This is a genomic window from Ruminococcus sp. RTP21198st1_G1_RTP21198_201120 (assembly GCF_040924265.1).
GTDB lineage: Bacteria > Bacillota > Clostridia > Oscillospirales > Ruminococcaceae > Hominimerdicola > Hominimerdicola aceti.
In genome coordinates this window covers 17,327-34,926 of the sequence record NZ_JBCOMH010000002.1, presented here as the reverse complement: position 1 = coordinate 34,926, position 17,600 = coordinate 17,327, and the positions used below count along the sequence as shown (strand labels likewise).

The 17,600-nt window shown below is 42.1% G+C and carries 17 protein-coding genes; 4 read left to right on the top strand and 13 right to left on the bottom strand.

All coding sequences use genetic code 11. The features are described 5' to 3' along the window. The first annotated feature begins 33 nt into the window (after positions 1–33). Complete coding sequence (locus AB5627_RS01545) at positions 34–1,431, top strand: oxaloacetate decarboxylase subunit alpha (protein WP_022288411.1); 1,398 nt, start codon at positions 34–36, stop codon at positions 1,429–1,431. Positions 1,432–1,539: 108 nt separating this feature from the next. Continuing rightward, on the top strand, positions 1,540–2,667 hold the full coding sequence (locus tag AB5627_RS01540) for a DUF4317 domain-containing protein (RefSeq protein ID WP_022288412.1): 1,128 nt from the start codon (positions 1,540–1,542) through the stop codon (positions 2,665–2,667). A 34-nt stretch (positions 2,668–2,701) separates the two neighbouring features. Here the strand turns inward: AB5627_RS01540 and yfcE are convergent, their stop codons facing one another. From yfcE to AB5627_RS01525, 3 genes are read right to left on the bottom strand one after another with little or no spacing between them, the layout of a single operon-like run. Further along, positions 2,702–3,217 carry a phosphodiesterase gene (gene yfcE / locus AB5627_RS01535; protein ID WP_022288413.1) on the bottom strand — a complete coding sequence of 172 codons (516 nt, stop codon included), beginning with the start codon at positions 3,215–3,217 and terminating at the stop codon, positions 2,702–2,704. A gap of 13 nt (positions 3,218–3,230) precedes the next feature. Further along, complete coding sequence (locus AB5627_RS01530) at positions 3,231–4,418, bottom strand: PIN domain-containing protein (RefSeq protein WP_265290477.1); 1,188 nt, start codon at positions 4,416–4,418, stop codon at positions 3,231–3,233. 6 nt (positions 4,419–4,424) lie between these two features. Further along, on the bottom strand, positions 4,425–5,426 hold the full coding sequence (locus AB5627_RS01525) for an SGNH/GDSL hydrolase family protein (RefSeq protein WP_333634966.1): 1,002 nt from the start codon (positions 5,424–5,426) through the stop codon (positions 4,425–4,427). Between the two features lie 164 nt (positions 5,427–5,590). Here AB5627_RS01525 and AB5627_RS01520 point away from each other — a divergent pair, with 164 nt between their 5' ends. Beyond that, positions 5,591–6,421 (top strand): AraC family ligand binding domain-containing protein, encoded by an 831-nt coding sequence (locus AB5627_RS01520; RefSeq protein ID WP_117856409.1) that lies wholly within the window; start codon positions 5,591–5,593, stop codon positions 6,419–6,421. A 40-nt stretch (positions 6,422–6,461) separates the two neighbouring features. On the opposite strand, the gene mnmA is transcribed toward AB5627_RS01520, so the two are convergent. From mnmA to rnhA, 4 genes are all read right to left on the bottom strand, one after another. Further along, a complete protein-coding gene (gene mnmA / locus AB5627_RS01515; RefSeq protein WP_368369630.1) occupies positions 6,462–7,532 on the bottom strand; it encodes a tRNA 2-thiouridine(34) synthase MnmA in 1,071 nt (356 codons plus the stop codon). Further along, positions 7,525–7,956: a Fe-S cluster assembly scaffold protein NifU gene (gene nifU / locus AB5627_RS01510; protein WP_022288418.1), complete on the bottom strand. Its 432-nt coding sequence runs from the start codon at positions 7,954–7,956 to the stop codon at positions 7,525–7,527. The genes mnmA and nifU overlap by 8 nt, the downstream gene beginning before the upstream one ends. A 12-nt stretch (positions 7,957–7,968) precedes the next feature. Continuing rightward, positions 7,969–9,174: a cysteine desulfurase NifS gene (gene nifS / locus AB5627_RS01505; RefSeq protein WP_022288419.1), complete on the bottom strand. Its 1,206-nt coding sequence runs from the start codon at positions 9,172–9,174 to the stop codon at positions 7,969–7,971. Between the two features lie 106 nt (positions 9,175–9,280). Further along, complete coding sequence (rnhA, locus tag AB5627_RS01500) at positions 9,281–9,718, bottom strand: ribonuclease HI (RefSeq protein WP_022288420.1); 438 nt, start codon at positions 9,716–9,718, stop codon at positions 9,281–9,283. Positions 9,719–9,967: 249 nt separating this feature from the next. Here rnhA and AB5627_RS01495 point away from each other — a divergent pair, with 249 nt between their 5' ends. After that, on the top strand, positions 9,968–11,383 hold the full coding sequence (locus AB5627_RS01495) for an ABC transporter substrate-binding protein (protein ID WP_022288421.1): 1,416 nt from the start codon (positions 9,968–9,970) through the stop codon (positions 11,381–11,383). Between the two features lie 98 nt (positions 11,384–11,481). Here AB5627_RS01495 and trpA read toward each other — a convergent pair whose 3' ends face one another. Genes trpA through trpS form a run of 6 tightly spaced genes read right to left on the bottom strand, consistent with a single transcriptional unit; the run spans position 11,482 to position 17,596 of the window. Then, positions 11,482–12,273: a tryptophan synthase subunit alpha gene (gene trpA, locus AB5627_RS01490; protein WP_022288422.1), complete on the bottom strand. Its 792-nt coding sequence runs from the start codon at positions 12,271–12,273 to the stop codon at positions 11,482–11,484. Then, complete coding sequence (gene trpB / locus AB5627_RS01485) at positions 12,263–13,453, bottom strand: tryptophan synthase subunit beta (protein ID WP_256322441.1); 1,191 nt, start codon at positions 13,451–13,453, stop codon at positions 12,263–12,265. The genes trpA and trpB overlap by 11 nt, the downstream gene beginning before the upstream one ends. Next, a complete protein-coding gene (locus AB5627_RS01480) occupies positions 13,454–14,086 on the bottom strand; it encodes a phosphoribosylanthranilate isomerase (RefSeq protein ID WP_022288424.1) in 633 nt (210 codons plus the stop codon). Then, positions 14,087–14,866 carry an indole-3-glycerol phosphate synthase TrpC gene (trpC, locus tag AB5627_RS01475; protein WP_022288425.1) on the bottom strand — a complete coding sequence of 260 codons (780 nt, stop codon included), beginning with the start codon at positions 14,864–14,866 and terminating at the stop codon, positions 14,087–14,089. 3 nt (positions 14,867–14,869) lie between these two features. After that, complete coding sequence (locus tag AB5627_RS01470) at positions 14,870–16,507, bottom strand: bifunctional anthranilate synthase component II/anthranilate phosphoribosyltransferase (RefSeq protein ID WP_333634965.1); 1,638 nt, start codon at positions 16,505–16,507, stop codon at positions 14,870–14,872. 12 nt (positions 16,508–16,519) lie between these two features. Next, positions 16,520–17,596, bottom strand: a complete 1,077-nt coding sequence (trpS, locus tag AB5627_RS01465; RefSeq protein ID WP_038671777.1) for a tryptophan--tRNA ligase — start codon at positions 17,594–17,596, stop codon at positions 16,520–16,522. Between the last annotated feature and the right edge of the window lie 4 nt (positions 17,597–17,600).

Below are 17,600 nucleotides of genomic sequence, written 5' to 3'. Positions count from 1 at the left end.
ATTCCTGAAAAATAACGAAAGGATCGATTTAAAATGGCAAAGCTTAAAATAACTGAAACTGTCCTCCGTGACGCTCATCAGTCACTTCTTGCTACAAGAATGTCAATGGACGATATGCGTGAGATACTCCCTGAGATCGACAAGATCGGTTTTTATTCTGCTGAGTGTTGGGGCGGTGCTACATTTGACTCATGTATCAGATTCTTAAATGAAGATCCATGGGAAAGACTTCGTATACTTAGAAAAGAAATGCCTAACACAAAGCTCCAGATGCTTTTCAGAGGTCAGAATATGCTTGGCTACCGTCACTATGCTGATGACCTTGTTGAGTATTTTGTACAGAAGTCTATTGCAAATGGTATTGATATTATCAGAATTTTTGACGCACTGAACGATATCAGAAACCTTGAAACAGCTATCAAGGCTGCTAAGAAGGAAAATGGTCACGCTCAGGTTGCTATCTCGTACACACTTGGCGAGGTATTTACTCATGAGTATTACATGAACTATGCAAAGCAGATTGAGAATGCAGGTGCAGATTCTATCTGTATTAAGGATATGGCGGCTCTTCTGACTCCATATGAGGCTGAAACACTTGTTAAGGACCTCAAGTCAGCAGTTAAGATCCCGATCCAGTTGCATACTCACTACACATCAGGTCTTGCTTCTATGTGCATCCTCAAGGCTGTTGAGGCTGGTGTTGACGGCGTTGATACAGCAATGTCACCACTTGCTCTTGGTACATCTCATGCACCAACTGAGTCTATCGTTGCTACATTCAAGGGCACTGAGTATGACACAGGTCTTGACCTTGTTAAGCTCAACGTGATAAGAGATTACTTCATGAAACTCAGAAAGAAGTACATCGACAACGGTCTGCTTGACCCTTCAATGCTCGCTACAAATACAAACGCACTTCTTTATCAGGTTCCTGGCGGAATGCTTTCAAACCTCCTTTCACAGCTGAAACAGGCTGGCAAGGCAGATCAGCTTGACGACGTTCTCAAGGAAGTTCCAAAGGTTCGTAAGGACGCAGGTTATCCACCACTTGTTACACCTACATCACAGATCGTTGGTACACAGGCTGTGTTCAACGTAATCATGGGCGAGAGATACAAGACAGTAACTAAGGAGTTCAAGGGACTTGTTAAGGGCGAGTACGGTAAGACACCAGTTGCTATCGACCCTGAGTTCCAGAAGAAGATTCTTGGCGACGAAGAGCCTATCACTTGCCGTCCTGCTGACCTTCTCCAGCCAGAGTTTGAAACAATGAAGAAAGAGGCTGCTGAGTGGACAGAGCAGGAGGAAGATATCCTCACATATGCAATGTTCCCTAAGGTTGCACCTAAGTTCTTCAAGGACAGACGTGATAGAAAGTACGGCGTTGACGGTAAGCACTCAGACGCTGAAAATAAGGTTCACCCAGTTTAATAACAATTATCCCACAGTTTCGGCTGTGGGATTTTTTTGTCTGTGGCTCTTGAAAAATCTGTACATTTGTGCTATAATTAATATACATTTTTTCGGGAGGACGCCAAGATGAACAAAAAGGAAATAAATGAAATAAAGAAAAATTTTAATGACGATTGTGGCTTTTTCACTGTAAATCACGTTGTTACGGCATTTGTGGATGCTGAAAAGAACATAAAGTGCAAGACCAATCAGCTTTACAACACTATTCCGCAGGACGAGGCGGAGCTGATAATGATAAACCTGAAAAAGGTGCTCAGCGGCTCTATCGGCAAAAATCTGCTGGAATATTCGTTTCCAAAGGACGCATATCTTGAGGGTGGGGCACAGCCTTTCATGTATGAAACATTGCAAAGCAAGCTGCTTGATGAGGAAAAGGTTGATAATTTTCTCAACGCCATAGTTGAAAAGGTGGAGTATGTGTCAACATATACCATTTTCATGGCACATTGTACATATTCTGTGCTGAAAAAGAACAAAATGGACGAGTTTGAGGACGAAGCTGACACAGATTACAACTTCATAGTGACGGCGCTTTGCCCTGTAAATCTGCGTATTGACGGGCTTGTGTATGACGAGCAGGACAACTCTATCGCTAAGAAAGAGTCATGCGATAGAATTGTTGAGCTTCCAAGCGATGGCTTTTTGTTTCCTCTTTTCAATGATCGTGCGCCTGATATCAACGGCGTGCTTTACTACACGAAAAACGCCAAAAAGCCGAACACTTCCGTTGTGGAAGAGCTTCTGGGTTGTGAGTTCTCAATGACATGTCAGAACGAAAAGGAAACTTTCAAGGATATCCTCACAAGCGTTGTGGGTGATGAGCTTGACTATGATCTTATCACTACTGTGAATGACAAGATTTCCACATTTGTTGACCAAAATGCTCATGAAACTGAGATACCGACAATTGACGAACATAAACTTTCGTCCATTCTGTGGGAAGCTGGAGTTAGTCAGGATAAGCTTGATAATCTTCCTAAAGTTTTTGACGCAGCGGCTGGTGGAAAGCCACTCACAGCGGTAAACCTTGTGGAGAAAAGGACCGTAGTTTCTGCTCCAAGCATAACCGTAAATATTGGCAAGGACGCAGTTGACAAGGTAAAAACTCAGATAGTCGATGGCAGAAAATGCCTTATAATCAATCTTGATGACCCTGAGATAGAGGTCAACGGACTTGAAACTACAATAAAATAGGCACAAAAAAAGGCAGCCTTGAGCTGCCTTTTATTTATGTGAGATCACCGAATGTGAACTTGCCGTTTTCCAGTATCAGATAGCTGTGTGCTGAATTTTCTTTCGGGATAGATACTGAACCCGGATTTATGTAGGTGTAATCGCCCTGATCTTTTATTACCGGTACATGGGTGTGACCGTGGAGCAGAATATCGCCCTTAGACAGCGGTGGCAGATTGTCGCAGTTGAATTTGTGACCATGTGTGGCGAATATCCTCAGTCCGTCACAGCATATATAAGCATATTCCGCCATAACAGGGAAGTCAAGCACCATTTGATCGACTTCTGTGTCACAATTACCACGCACGCATAGAAGCTTATCCTTTAGCGGATTGAGCATGGCTATCACCTGCTTTGGTGCATATTCCTTTGGAAGGTCGTTTCTTGGTCCGTGATAGAGGATATCACCCAAAAGAATTAGTTTTTCCGCACCGTTTTGCTCAAAGGCTTCAAGCATTTTTTTGCACCAGTAAGCCGAACCATGAATGTCTGACGCTATCATAAGTTTCATATTTTACACTCCTTTATTTAATGATCTCAGATGCAAGCTTGTGCAAAGACACATACTCTGGCTTTATTTTGTTATATATATCGCAGCCTTTTTCCTTTTTGAACTCTTTTACCATTCTGATATAAAGCTGCTGTTTTGTTGTGGCGTCAATGACTGCTTCTCTTATAAGTGCCAGTTCGTCTTTGTTGCATTTGCCGTCGAGTAGCTCATCAAGTTTTACGGATAGTACATCATGGTAAACAACCTTTTCAGTTTTCTGAGCCGTCATCGTTTTATCTTCATCAGCGGTGCATGTATTTTCGGATTCCTGTAGTCCTTTAAGTCGCAGATATCTTGGCCTAAGAAGCTTGTAAAAATCTGTAGCCTGCTTTTTATATACCTTTGCAAGAGAATTGTGAAGCTCCTCTTTTGTGTTAGACTCAGCTATAAGTTTGCTGATCTCTTCTATTTGCTCTTCGCTGCAAATGTTTGCAAGTATGCTTTGGAGATCGTTGTTTTTTTGTGTGGTACACTTTTTTCTATCCTTTTTCACTTTGACGATAGTTTCAACAACAGGATCACTTTCTACTTCGACAATATCAGGTGCACAGGCTTCTGGTTCTTCTTCGACCTCTTCTGTATTACCATTCATATTTTCGTTTAGTGTAACAGAATAATCTATAGCCGCAGGCTCTGTGCTTGGCTCGTCAGTTTCGTCAAGGGTTATCACTGATTCTGCGTGAACTTCTGCTTTTTCTTGTACTTCCTCAGTATATTCAGCTACAGGCTCAGCTATATCATCAGGTTCACTGCTTTCGTTTGTACCGACCTTGTGGTTTGCAAAGTTTATTGCCGTTTGTATCGTTCTGGTTCTGTAGACCATAGCATTTGGGCTGTCAACATACTTACCGTGCCAGAAATCATGAAGAAAGTCAAAACCTCTGTCATTGCTGATAACAAAAATATTCGTATAAGTATCCTTGGCTACCAGATAACCCAGAAGTGTTGAAAGCTGAAAATCCAAAGCATTTTTGCCACCAACGTTTACCTTGAAGTATTCAATATCAGCCTTTGATGTAAGAACTTTCTGGTGCATTTCAAAGTTAATGGTATCGGAATTTTCACTGTAAAAAATTATGACGGTATCAGTTTCAGTTAAATTGTCTATGCCTTGAAGTCCTTTGGATTTGACATTTTCAAAGTCTACCAAATAAATTTTCATGTTGATCTATCCTTTCTTTTTGTGTCGTATAAGAATCGTAGCTGCGATTATAACAATAAGTCCGCCTGTCGCAGTTGCTATCATAAGTATGGCATTTTTGCCCTTTTCATCGTTCTCACTGCTGTCAGGAACGACCTCCTCATAGGTATAAGTTTTTGTCCTTAACGCCTTGTCTATACAAGAAGCAATAAGTGCATGACCTTTTTTATTAGGGTGTATATCAAAGTCATTTATGTTGGTAAGTTCCTTTCCGTGACCGCTGAATTCACTAAAAACATCTGCTACTATGTATCTCTCATTTTCATCTTCGTCAGTGGAGTGTTCTTTGATAATGTTGTTAAGTTTTGAAATCTTATCCTTCGATATACTCTGGAAAACAGCAGCCGCAGTGAAATTATCAAGCGGGTCATATAGTGTCTGAACGATTATTTCACCCTTACTTTTAGCTTCAACAGCGTTAATTATATCATCTAGAGTGCTCGTAAAATTTTTCAGCGCCTTATCCATATCATCAGACATATCCTTCATATCCATTGCAATGCCAATAATATCCTTGGTTTTATCCATCAAATCAGACAATGTGCTTTTAGAAGTAATGCCCAGATCGTTCATCAAAAAATCTATGAAAAGACCAAGAATGTCATTGCCACCTATGGATATAATAACAGCGTCGCTGTCTGCAAGGTCAGCGTCAAATTCGCCTGAATTAATGCGGTCAAGAAGCTGTTGTGAAGTGTCGCCCACAACAGCAGAGTTCACAAGCTTACAGCCGCCAGCGTTTTTAAGCTCAGCGTCATACTGGTCGTGAAGAAGATTTGCATAAGACGCACAAGAATACCTGTTTTCACTGTAGCCTTCCAGACCATAGCCAGCGGCGATTGAATCCCCAAGTACAAGTATATTAGGCGGAACATTTACTTCATGCTTTATAACTTCAGCGTTGCAGGCAAGAGGTGTGGCACATGCCATAACGGTTGCCGTGAAAAAAGCCGTTAATTTTTTTAACATCTTATCATCTCCTATATGAGTATATTAACCTTATTATATAATATATTGTACCACATTCAGGACAATTGTACAACATATTTTTTTGAAATTTCTTGACTTTTTTAGTGTGTTGTGATAATATATAATAAAAGAATATGAAATCAGTTTGGAAAGCGAGATTTATTATGACTGACTATTATTACCCTGTCCTCAGCGATGAAACGAGCCTGCCTTTGTATGTGCTTGGAATCGGTGCGAGAGATAGAGAATTTCATTTTGTAAGAGAAGATGGCTATCCTAATCATCAGATAATATACTGCACTCGTGGTCAGGGTCACATTATATTTGATGGTCATGAGTATGATATAAAGCCGGGGGATGCATTTTATCTGCCGCCTTCTGTGCCGCATGAGTATTATCCTGTTGGTGATATATGGGAAACCCACTGGATAACCTTTGAGGGCAGGGAAGCAATTGAAATACTCAAGCATATCAAGCTTGAGAAGGCTAAAGTGTTTCACATAAATGATATCAATGCTGTTGATGCCATATTTAAGAAGATACTTTATCTTATGAAGACTAATTACTACTACTGTGGTCACCAGTGTTCGGCATATCTATATCAGTTTCTTATTGAGCTACACAGAGTCGTAAACCTACAAAATGGTAGTCAGGACGGACAAAAACTCAATCAGCTGCAGCCTGTAATTGATTATATTGATAAGAATTTCAGAAAAGAACTTACACTTGTGGAGCTTGCTGATCTTATTGACCTTTCACCGCAGTATCTTTGCAGACTTTTCAAGGAGTGTCTTAGTCTAAGACCTTTTGAGTATTTAGCAAGAAAGCGTATACAGCAGGCAAAGCTGCTTTTATTGGAGGATAAGCTTAACATCAATGAAATCGCTGCGGAGGTAGGTTATAACGATTGCAGTTATTTTTGTGCGGTGTTCAAAAAGCATGAAATGCTTTCCCCTGCAGAATTTCGTTCTCTTCATAAAAAAGCAGGTAATTAAAAATTTGATGCCCCACGGAAATGGATCCGTGGGGCTTTTTTTATAATATAGTTCCGCCTCCGATAACGTATTCACCGTCATAGAAAACCACTGCCTGTCCCTTTGAGATAGCTTTATGAGGTTCTTTAAAAGTCACGAGTACCTTGCCATCATTCATTGGTGAAACTGTACATTCAGCGTCCTTTTGATGATAACGTGTCTGAGCAGTGCAGGTTATAGGCTCTGTGAGGGTGTCAAACGGAATAAAGTTCACATCTCCTGCCACAAGGCTGTCACTGTATACTTCATCAGCCTTTCCCATAATAAGCCTGTTATGTTCCATATCTTTTGTAACAACGAAAAGCGGTTCGCTATATGAAATGCCTACGCCCTTTCGCTGTCCAATAGTATAGTGTATCAGACCTTTGTGTTTACCAAGCTTTGTGCCGTCAGAAAGAACGATATCTCCCGACTGCTGTTCACCGCAGCGTTTTGTGATAAAGCCTGCGTAATCACCGTCAGGGATAAAGCAGATGTCCTGAGAGTCAGGCTTGTTTGCATTTATAAGTTTGTTTTCTTCTGCGATATCACGGATCTTGTCCTTGTGCATCTCGCCAACAGGAAAGAGAGTGTGTGCTAACTGCTCTTGCGTCATGCTGTAAAGAACATAACTTTGATCCTTTGACCTGTCAGGTGAGCGTTTCAGAAGCCACTTGCCTGAATTTCCGTCATATTCTCTGGCAGCGTAATGCCCTGTAGCTATATAATCAAAGCCCAGCAGCTTTGCACGCTCATAGAATTTTGCGAATTTCAGATGTTTGTTGCACTCGATACACGGGTTAGGCGTGCCGCCTGCCAGATATGTATCAACAAAATTGTCGATAACATAGTGCTTAAAATCATCAGAAAAATTGAATACATGGAAATCAATGCCTAGTTTAAAAGCAACAAAACGTGCGTCCTCTACATCATTGAGAGAACAGCACGTTCTTGTTTTATCCAGACCGATGTCCTCATTGCTGTAGAGCCGCATGGTAGCCCCTGCCACGTCATAACCCTCATCAAGAAGGAGCTTGACCGAAACAGAGCTGTCAACGCCGCCGCTCATTGCCACAAGAACTTTATCAGCCATTGCAGTTCTCACAATCAGGAGCAGACTGCTTACCTACGAACGGAGTTGGATCTATACCCTGTCTTTTATAGTAGTCAGAAACAGCGGCTTTCATTGCTTCCTCCGCAAGAACAGAGCAGTGAAGCTTTGCTGGCGGCAGACCGTCAAGAGCTTCAACAACTGCCTTGTTTGTAAGTTTCAAAGCGTCTTCAAGCTTTTTACCCTTTATCATTTCTGTAGCGATAGAAGATGTAGCAACAGCCGCACCGCAACCAAAAGTCTTGAACTTAACGTCAGTTATGACGCCGTCATTGACCTTGATGTACATTTTCATAATATCTCCGCACTTGGCGTTTCCTACCTCGCCGACACCGTCAGCATCTTCAATCTCGCCGACATTTCTCGGATGCGCGAAATGATCCATTACCTTTTCGCTGTATATCATTTTTTATTCCTCCTAATCAAGTGTATAGTCGTGAATATTCTCAGTTCTGCAAATTCTTTCCCAAAGTGGTGACATACTTCTCAGGTGCTTTACGATAGGTGGAAGAACCTCAAGAATATAATCAACGTCCTCCTCTGTGTTCTCGTCATTGATAGAAAGTCTGAGTGAGCCATGTGCTACTTCGTGTGGCAGACCAAGTGAAAGCAGAACGTGTGACGGGTCAAGTGATCCGCTTGTGCAGGCTGAGCCTGATGAAGCTGCAACTCCCTGAAGGTCAAGTGAAAGCAGCAGGCTCTCGCCCTCTACTCCACGAACAGATATGTTTACATTTCCTGCAAGTCTGTGTTCTGTGTCACCATTGAGCCTTGACTCAGGTATCTTGAGCAGACCCTCGATAAGTCTATCTCTCATCTTTCTAACACGCTCATTCTTTGCAGGGATATCCTTTACAGCATCAGTGATAGCAACGCCGAGAGCCACGATAGAAGGTACGTTCTCGGTACCTGCACGCTTATTTCTCTCCTGTGCTCCACCGTAGATAAGGTTAGGAAGGTTAATGCCTGTTTTTACATAAAGCGCGCCAACGCCCTTTGGAGCGTGGAGCTTATGTCCTGAAAGTGAGAGCATATCAATGTTCATATCTTTAACATTGATGTCAATATTTCCTACAGCCTGAACAGCGTCAGTATGGAACCATACGCCATGTTTGTGGCAAACTTCGCCGATCTCAGCGATAGGCTGTATAGTACCGATCTCGTTGTTAGCTGTCATTATTGTAACAAGGCAGGTATCCTCACGGATAGCGTCCTCGACCTGCTGTGCAGTAACAAGACCTTTGTCACCTACAGGAAGATATGTTACCTCAAAGCCAAGCTTTTCGAGATACTGACAAGTGTGCAGAACTGCATGATGTTCAAAAGCAGTTGTGATGATATGCTTCTTGCCCTTTTTTTCTCCAAGCTGTGCACAGCCTCTTATAGCCCAGTTGTCAGACTCAGAGCCACCAGCAGTGAAATAGATCTCGTTGACCTTCGCACCAAGAGCGTTTGCGACCTGTTCCCTTGCTTTAAGAACGGCTTTTGCACATTCCATTCCCAAAGAATATATACTTGACGGATTTCCGTATAGCTCAGTGAAATAAGGCAGAGCGGCGTCAAGAGCTTTCTGAGATACTCTAGTCGTAGCTGAGTTATCTGCATAGACAAATCTCTTTTCCAATTAAATCATACCTTTCATATATAGATTTCTATTTTATTATATACTAAATTACTACAAAATGCAATAGTTTTCCCTAACTTAATAAAAAATTAATATTTATTTAATTCTATTTATACTGTTTAGAGCCCATTACTGCAAGTTCGTCACAACGTTCGTTTTCCGGATGTCCTGCATGGCCTTTTACCCAGTTGAAATTGACCTTATGCACCTCTAACAAATCAAGAAGCTTTTCCCACAGATCACTGTTTAGAGCCTTTTTCTTGTCCGATTTCACCCAGTTGTTTGCACGCCATTTTTTTGCCCAGCCTTTTGTAACAGCGTCGATTATATACTTTGAGTCGCTGTAAAGCTCTACCTCACATGGCTCTTTCAGTGCTGAAAGAGCAGTGATAACAGCGGTTAGCTCCATGCGGTTATTGGTTGTAGAGGGATCACCGCCCCAAAGTTCTTTTGAATTGCCTTTGTATCTTAGTATAACACCATATCCACCCGGTCCAGGATTTCCAGAGCAAGCACCGTCAGTGAAAATTTCTATTTTCTTCATTTATTTATCTCCGTTTTTGTGATGATTATTATGTAAAACATATTATACTACATTTCTCCCTTTTTTTCAAGTACCTCTCGAGGTTTAATATTTTAATATTTATTACTTTTGAAATGTTCAAATTATACAAATGGCTTGAATGTCTTTGTATAAAATGAGAATTGACTTAAAGGACATTAAGCTTTATAATTGTAGTGTAACATTGGTTATTAAGACAGAAAATCATTTGATTTGGAGGTCAATTATTTTATGAAGATCAAGAAGATTCTTGCATTGGCAGTAGCGCTTACATCTGTTTTTGCAGTTGCAGGTTGCGGCTCCACAGGCGACAGCAGTTCAAAGGTATCAACAGTAAAGAAAGTTAAAGTCGAGGACACACAGGAAATAGAGGCTATCCCTGACGACGCTCAGAAAACTATCCGTTGGATGGGTACATATGACCTTAATCCTGACGAGAAAAAGGGCGAGGATAAGTCCGTTGAGATGACCCTTTTCAACAACAAGGGTGGTAAAGTAGAGTACACAAGAGTAACTGATAGCGAAAAATTTGACCAGCTCGCTAGTGCTATCATGGCTCAGCAGAATGTGCCTGATATCTTCAAGTATGAGTGGATGGCTTTCCCTGCACAGGTGCTTAAGGATATGTATCAGCCGGTTGACGATATTGTGAACTTTGATGATCCGTTGTGGGCTGATGTGAAAACAGCGGCTGATAAGTTCGTTATGGGCGGCAAGCATTATGTTGCTCCTATAAGCTTCACGGTCGGCACGCTTATGATGTACGATCAGGACGTTATCGATGCTGAGGGTCTTGACGATCCATATGAGCTTTATAAGAACAACGAGTGGAATTGGGATAACTGGTATGACATGATGTCGGAGTTTGTTTCAAACGCTCCTGCTGATGTTGAGAGATTTGGTATCAATGGTTGGTTCCAGACACAGGTCATTCAGCAGACCGGTAAAACAATGGTAAACTATGACGGAGAGAAGTTCACAAATAATATAAATGACCCTGATATTGAAAGAGCAGAAGATCTGCTTTATCAGGTAGGTAAGAACAACCTTGTAAACGGCAACTGGCTTGGCAATGCTAAGCAGGCGCTTAAAGACGGCAATCTGCTGTTCTACTGCATGGGTACATGGGCTATGACAGGAAATAACGGACCTTCTGACGCTGACACTTGGAGAGTGGTCCCTGTTCCGTCTGATCCTAACACTGATGAAAAGTACATGACATCTGATATGACGGCATATATGTGGGTAAGAGGTTCAACAGCTAAGGAGGCTGTTAAGTGCTGGTATGAGTGTTGCAGAATGGCTAACACAGATGAAACATATAAGGAAAACGGCAAAGAGAAATTTCTCAACGCTAACCCTAACTGGACAGAGGATATGTATCAGGTGATCGTTGACTGCTCATCTTCTGAGTACAATCAGGTGTTTGACTACGGCTACGGAATTTCTTCCACAATGTCTGACGACAACGCAAATGAGGACGGCAACTGCGTAACAAGAAAGCTTTATGAATACACAAACAAGGCTGACGATAATGGCAAACAATTCTCATGGACAGAGCTGAGAGAATCATACTCCGCAACTGTTGACGCCGAGCTTAAGACTATCAACGATGCTGTTGTTGCATTCAATAAGAAAAATTCATAAGAATACTTTACAAGACTTCGATTTTATCGGGGGCTTGTTTTTGCATAAAAATATGGCTCTGAGAGATACATTTCTCAGAGCCTTTGCTATTGTTATGTTTAGTTGTCCATACCCTCACGAACAGATTTGATAAACTTGCCAATATATTCAGGAGCGTCTTTGCCGTGTTCCTCAACAATTTTAACAACAGCACTTCCCATGATAACGCCGTCAGCGTACTGGGACATTTTCTTTGCCTGCTCAGGATTTGAAATTCCGAAACCTATGCAGCAAGGGCAGTGATTGTTGTTTCGGATAGGTGCAAGCAGCTCGTTAAAGTCTGTTGTTATCTCAGAACGCATACCAGTAACGCCAAGGGAGGATACAACATACAAAAAGCCTTTAGATTTTTCAGCTATCATTTTTACACGCTCGTGTGAAGTCGGTGCAACGAGGAAGATAGTGTAGATACCATTTTTCTCAGCCTCGCCCTCAAGCTCTTCACGTTCTTCAAAAGGCATATCTGGAACGATAACGCCGTCTATCTGTGTTTCTTTGCAAAGCTCAAAGAACTTTGCTGTACCGAACTTGAAGATAGTGTTTATATACATCATCAGAAGCATAGGCTTGTCAGTCTGTGTGCGGAGTTTTCTTACAAGGTCAAATATCTTGTCAAGATTTGTTCCACCACTGAGTGAACGCAGAGAAGCTTTCTGAATAGTCGCACCCTCTGCGATAGGGTCAGAGAACGGCACTCCGATCTCGATAATGTCAGAACCATTCTTATACATTTCAAGAACGCACTTTTCTGTTGTATCCATATCAGGGTCGCCTGCGGTGATAAATGTCACAAGCGCCTTTTTGTTTTCTGCTTTAAGCTTTTCAAAGCAAGCGTCTATCCTATTCTTCATTAAGGTCTACCTCCCTGTATCTTGCTATTGAGTAAACGTCCTTGTCGCCTCTGCCTGAAAGGTTGATGACAAGTATTGAGTCCTTATCCATTGTAGGAGCAATCTTAAGCGCAGCGGCAACTGCGTGTGATGACTCGATAGCAGGGATTATACCTTCTGTTCTTGAAAGGTACTCAAAAGCACAAACTGCTTCTTCATCGGTTATGTCAACATACTGCGCTCTGCCTATAGAGTTAAGATATGCGTGCTCAGGTCCGATACCTGGGTAGTCAAGACCTGCGGAAATTGAGTAAACAGGGTCGATCTGACCATATTCGTTCTGCAAAAAAAGCGATTTCATGCCGTGGAATATACCAAGTGAACCCTTTGCAACAGTTGCTGCATGGTCAGGTGTGTCAATGCCTCTGCCTGCTGCTTCTGCACCAACAAGCTTGACTGACTTGTCTTCGATAAAGTTGTAGAATGCACCCATAGCGTTTGAGCCACCGCCTACGCAGGCAACAACGCAATCAGGCAGTTTGCCTTCCTTTTCCATAAGCTGTGCCTTTATCTCAGCACTGATAACTTTCTGGAAATCCCTTACCATTGTAGGATAAGGGTGAGGTCCCATTACAGAGCCTATGCAGTAGAAAGTTGTGTCGATATTTGATACCCAATCTCTGAAAGCTTCATTGATAGCGTCTTTCAGTGTAGCAGTACCGCTTGCAACGCCTGTTACCTTTGCACCAAGAAGATTCATTCTGTAAACGTTAAGGGATTGTCTTTTCATATCGGTCTCGCCCATGTAGACCTCACATTCCAGACCCATAAGAGCGCAAACTGTAGCGGTAGCAACACCGTGTTGACCGGCACCGGTTTCAGCGATGATACGCTTTTTGCCCATTTTCTTTGCCAGAAGTATCTGACCCAAAACGTTGTTTATCTTGTGTGAGCCTGTGTGGTTAAGATCCTCACGTTTGATGTATATTTTAGCTCCGCCAAGATCTTTGGTCATCTTTTCTGCATAATAAAGCATTGACGGTCTGCCTGCATAATTGTGGTATAGCTCCTGAAGCTCTTTGTTGAACTCAGGATCGTCCTTGTATTTATCGTAAGCTTTTTCAAGCTCGTGAACAGCAGTCATGACAGTTTCAGGGATATACTGTCCGCCAAATTCACCGAATCGTCCAATTTTACTCATTTATATCCTTCTTTCGGTATTATTTCTGATAGTTTCAACTATCCTTTTTATCTTGTTTTCGTCCTTGAAGCCATCGGTTTCCACTGAACTTGAAAAGTCAACGCCATAAGGTTGTACCTTTTCCATAGCAGAGCAGATGTTATCCTCGTTCAGTCCACCTGCAAGTAAGAAAGGCTTTGAAATACTCACATTGGAGAACACATCAAGGTCAACACGCTTGCCTGTTCCGCCGTAGCTGCCTGCTGAAAAGCTGTCTATAAGCAACTTGTGGACGGGAAGTTCGTCAGCTTTTGCGATATCATCAGCATATTTCACACGAACGGCTTTCCATATCTCGCAGCCGCAGTTTTCACGGAGCTTATCAATATACTCTGCGTTTTCTTCACCGTGAAGCTGGATAACATCAAGCTTCTGTGCAAAGCTTTTCAGAATATTCTCTATAGGCTCGTTTACAAAAACGCCCACTCGTTTGATTTCCTTATTAAGAAGAAGTTCAAGATCGTAGAATGTGTCAATGTCTACCGTGCGTGTAAAGCCCTCCGACAGTATAAAGCCTGCATAATCAGGGTGGTATGTGTTCACATAAAGAATATCGTCCACACGGCGCATACCACATATCTTGATTTTTGTCATTTATACGCCCTCTCTCAGTTCATGGAGAGTTTTGCTGATGTTGCCGCTTCTCATAAGCGTTTCACCTATAAGCACAGCGTCAGCACCAAGGCTGCGTACTTTTTTCATATCGGCATTTGTTTTTATACCGCTCTCTGAAACAAGCACTGCATGGTCGCCTACTATATTGCTGAGCCTGCCCGTGGTTTCAAGGTCAACGTCAAAAGTGTAAAGATTTCTGTTGTTTATGCCAAGCATGTCAGGCTTAAAACCAAGCGTTTTTTCATATTCTTCCTCGTTGTGTACCTCTACAAGACATTCAAGGTCAAGCTCGTGTGCAATGTCAGAATATTCTTTCATTTGATTCTCGCTGAGTATAGCCGAGATAAGCAGCACTGCATCAGCACCTATGGCTCTTGCCTCGTAAAGCTGATATTCGTCGATAACGAAGTCCTTGCGGAGTATAGGCAGATTCACAGCCTTTCTTATTGCTTTGAGATATTCCGCAGAGCCTTGAAAATAATGCTCTTCAGTGAGACAGGAAATAGCGTTCGCACCGCTTTTCTCATATTCGCAGGCAGTTTTCACTGGGTCAAAGTCAGGGCAGATAAGTCCCTTTGACGGCGAGGCTTTCTTTACCTCGCTTATGACTGAAATGGTGTCACGCTTGATAGATTTTGAAAAGGAAACTGTCTGATACTCTTTTTCGGCTGCCATGTATTTGATATCTTGTCTTGAAATTATTGATATATCTCTTTCAAGCTGTTCTTTTCTTTTGTCGCAGATATTGTCTAGTATCATTTTTTATCCTCTGTTAGTAAGTTCAACAAGTTCCTCATGCTTTTTAAGAGCCTTTCCGCTGTCTATCATTTCAGCTGCAGTCTTTACACCCTCTTCGATGCTGTCGCATTTGCCGCAGATATAAAGTGCACAGCCTGAGTTGAGAAGAACGATATCTCTCTTTGCACCCTTGATAGTGCCCTCGAGTATACCTCTTGTGATAGCTGCGTTGCCCTTTCCGTCCTCGCCAACGATGTCAGAAAGCTTTCCTCTTTTAAGACCGAAGTCCTCAGGCTTTATCTCATACTTGATAATCTTTCCACCATTTATCTCGCAGATAGTTGTAGGAGCTGATATAGAAACTTCGTCAAGTCTGTCGTTGCCGTAAACGAGCATTGCTCTTTTTATGCCTAGGTTCATAAGCACCTTAGCCATTGGTTCAAGCAGATCAGGATCATATGTGCCAAGTATCATGAAGTCTGCTTTTGCAGGATTAGCGAGAGGTCCGAGAATGTTGAAAACAGTTCTTACACCTATCTGCGCTCTTGTAGGTCCTACAAATCTCATTGCTGAGTGATATGACTGTGCAAACAGGAATGAAAGACCGATCTCGTCAAGGGACTTTTCAGCCTGTTCATGTGTTGACTGAATTTTAACTCCAAGAGCCTCGAGAACATCAGCCGCACCGCTCTTTGAAGAAACGCTTCTGTTGCCGTGTTTTGCGACTTTCTGTCCTGCTGCCGCAATTACGAATGAAGAGGTTGTGGAAATGTTGAAGCTGTTTGAAAGATCTCCACCTGTGCCAACTATATCAAGAGTACCCTTGACGTTGACCTTGGACATTTTCTCTCTCATTACCTTTGCAAAACCGGTTATCTCGTCAATAGTCTCACCTTTCATTCTCAGAGCTGTGAGCAGGCAGGCGATCTGAGCATTAGAAGCTCTGTCGCTCATGATGATATCCATTGCTTTATAAGCTTCGTCCTCAGTTAGTGACTTTCCATCACATACTATTTTGAGATACTTTTTAAGCTCAACTCTTTCGCTGTCAGGAAGAGCAGCTGACTTTGTTTTTGTGGTCTTTATGCCTGCGATATCGTTCAGGAAGTTTTCGATTATCATGTTTCCAACTTCGCCAGTGAGAACTGACTCAGGGTGGAACTGAACGCCGTAGGTCGGGTGTTCTCTGTGTCTTATTGCCATTATCTGAGCTTTATCGTCAGTTGCAATAACAGACAGGCAGGTAGGAAGTGAAATGCTGTCAACAACAAGTGAGTGATATCTTGCGGCTTTTATTGTGCTTTTCAGACCGCTGAAAAGTGGGTTTGCAGTGTTAAGATTGATATCTGTCTGCTTGCCGTGAAGCTGCTGCTTTGCGTGAACTATCTTTCCACCGAATGCTTCGGCTATCGCCTGGTGTCCCAGACAAACGCCAAGTATAGGGATCCTGCCACTGAATGTTTTTATGACCTCTTCGGAAATTCCTGCGTCCTTTGGATAACCAGGACCAGGGGAGATGATGATAGCCGCAGGTGACATTTTTTCGATCTCTTCTATGGTTATCTCATCATTTCTTGCTACTGTAATGTCTTTTGTGAGTACGCCTACAGCCTGATAAAGATTGTAGGTAAAGCTGTCATAGTTGTCAATAAGTAAAATCATAGTAATCTTCCTTTACAGTACAAACTTATCAATGAAAGTTTTGTCGTTGAAGTAGTTTATGCCGATAGCATTCCTTATTTCTGAAACAGTTTCGTTTGAAACCTCTATTGCACGTTGTGTGCCTTTTTTAAGTATCTCTATGAGCTGCTCTTTGTCTTTTTCATATTCCTCACGTCTTGCTCTGATTGGTGCGAGAAATTCCTGCATAACGTTGTTAAGGAACTTCTTACATTTCATATCGCCAAGGCCGCCACGCTCATAATGTTCTTTCATCTCTGCGAGGTTCTTATAGTCAGGGAAGTATTTAGCAAAATCTTCGTCCTTGCTGAATGCGTCAAGATAGATAAATACTGGATTGCCCTCTGTGTGACCGGGGTCGCTTACATTGATGTGTATAGGGTCAGTGTACATTGACATTATCTTGTTTTTCAGCGTTTTTTCATCGTCTTTAAGGTAAATGCAGTTGCCAAGAGATTTGCTCATCTTTGTGTTGCCGTCTGTACCAACAAGTCTGTTGCAGCTTGCGTTGTCTGGGAGAACAGCCTCAGGCTCAACAAGTATATCGCACTTATAAATTCTGTTGAAGCTGTTTACTATCTCTCTTGCCTGTTCAAGCATTGGAAGCTGATCTTCTCCAACAGGAACATACTTAGCCTTGAATGCTGTGATGTCTGCTGCCTGGCTGATAGGATATGTCATAAATCCAACAGGGAGGTTTCTTTCAAAGTTTCTCATTTTTATCTCAGACTTGATAGTAGGGTTTCTTTCAAGTCTTGACATTGTAACGAGGTTTGAATAGTACATTGGAAGCTCATAAAGTGCTGGGATATGTGACTGAACGAAGAATGTTGTCTTGTCAGGCTCAAGCCCTACCGCAAGATAGTCAAGCATTACCTCAAGAATGTTTTGTCTTATCTTCTCGGGATTGTCAGCGTTATCTGTAAGTGCCTGAAGATCGGCTATCATAACGAACTGATCGAATTTTCCTGTGTTTTGAAGTTCAACTCTTTTTCTGAGGGAACCTACATAATGACCAAGATGAAGTGATCCAGTTGGTCTATCGCCTGTAAGAATAATATTATTGCTCATGTTA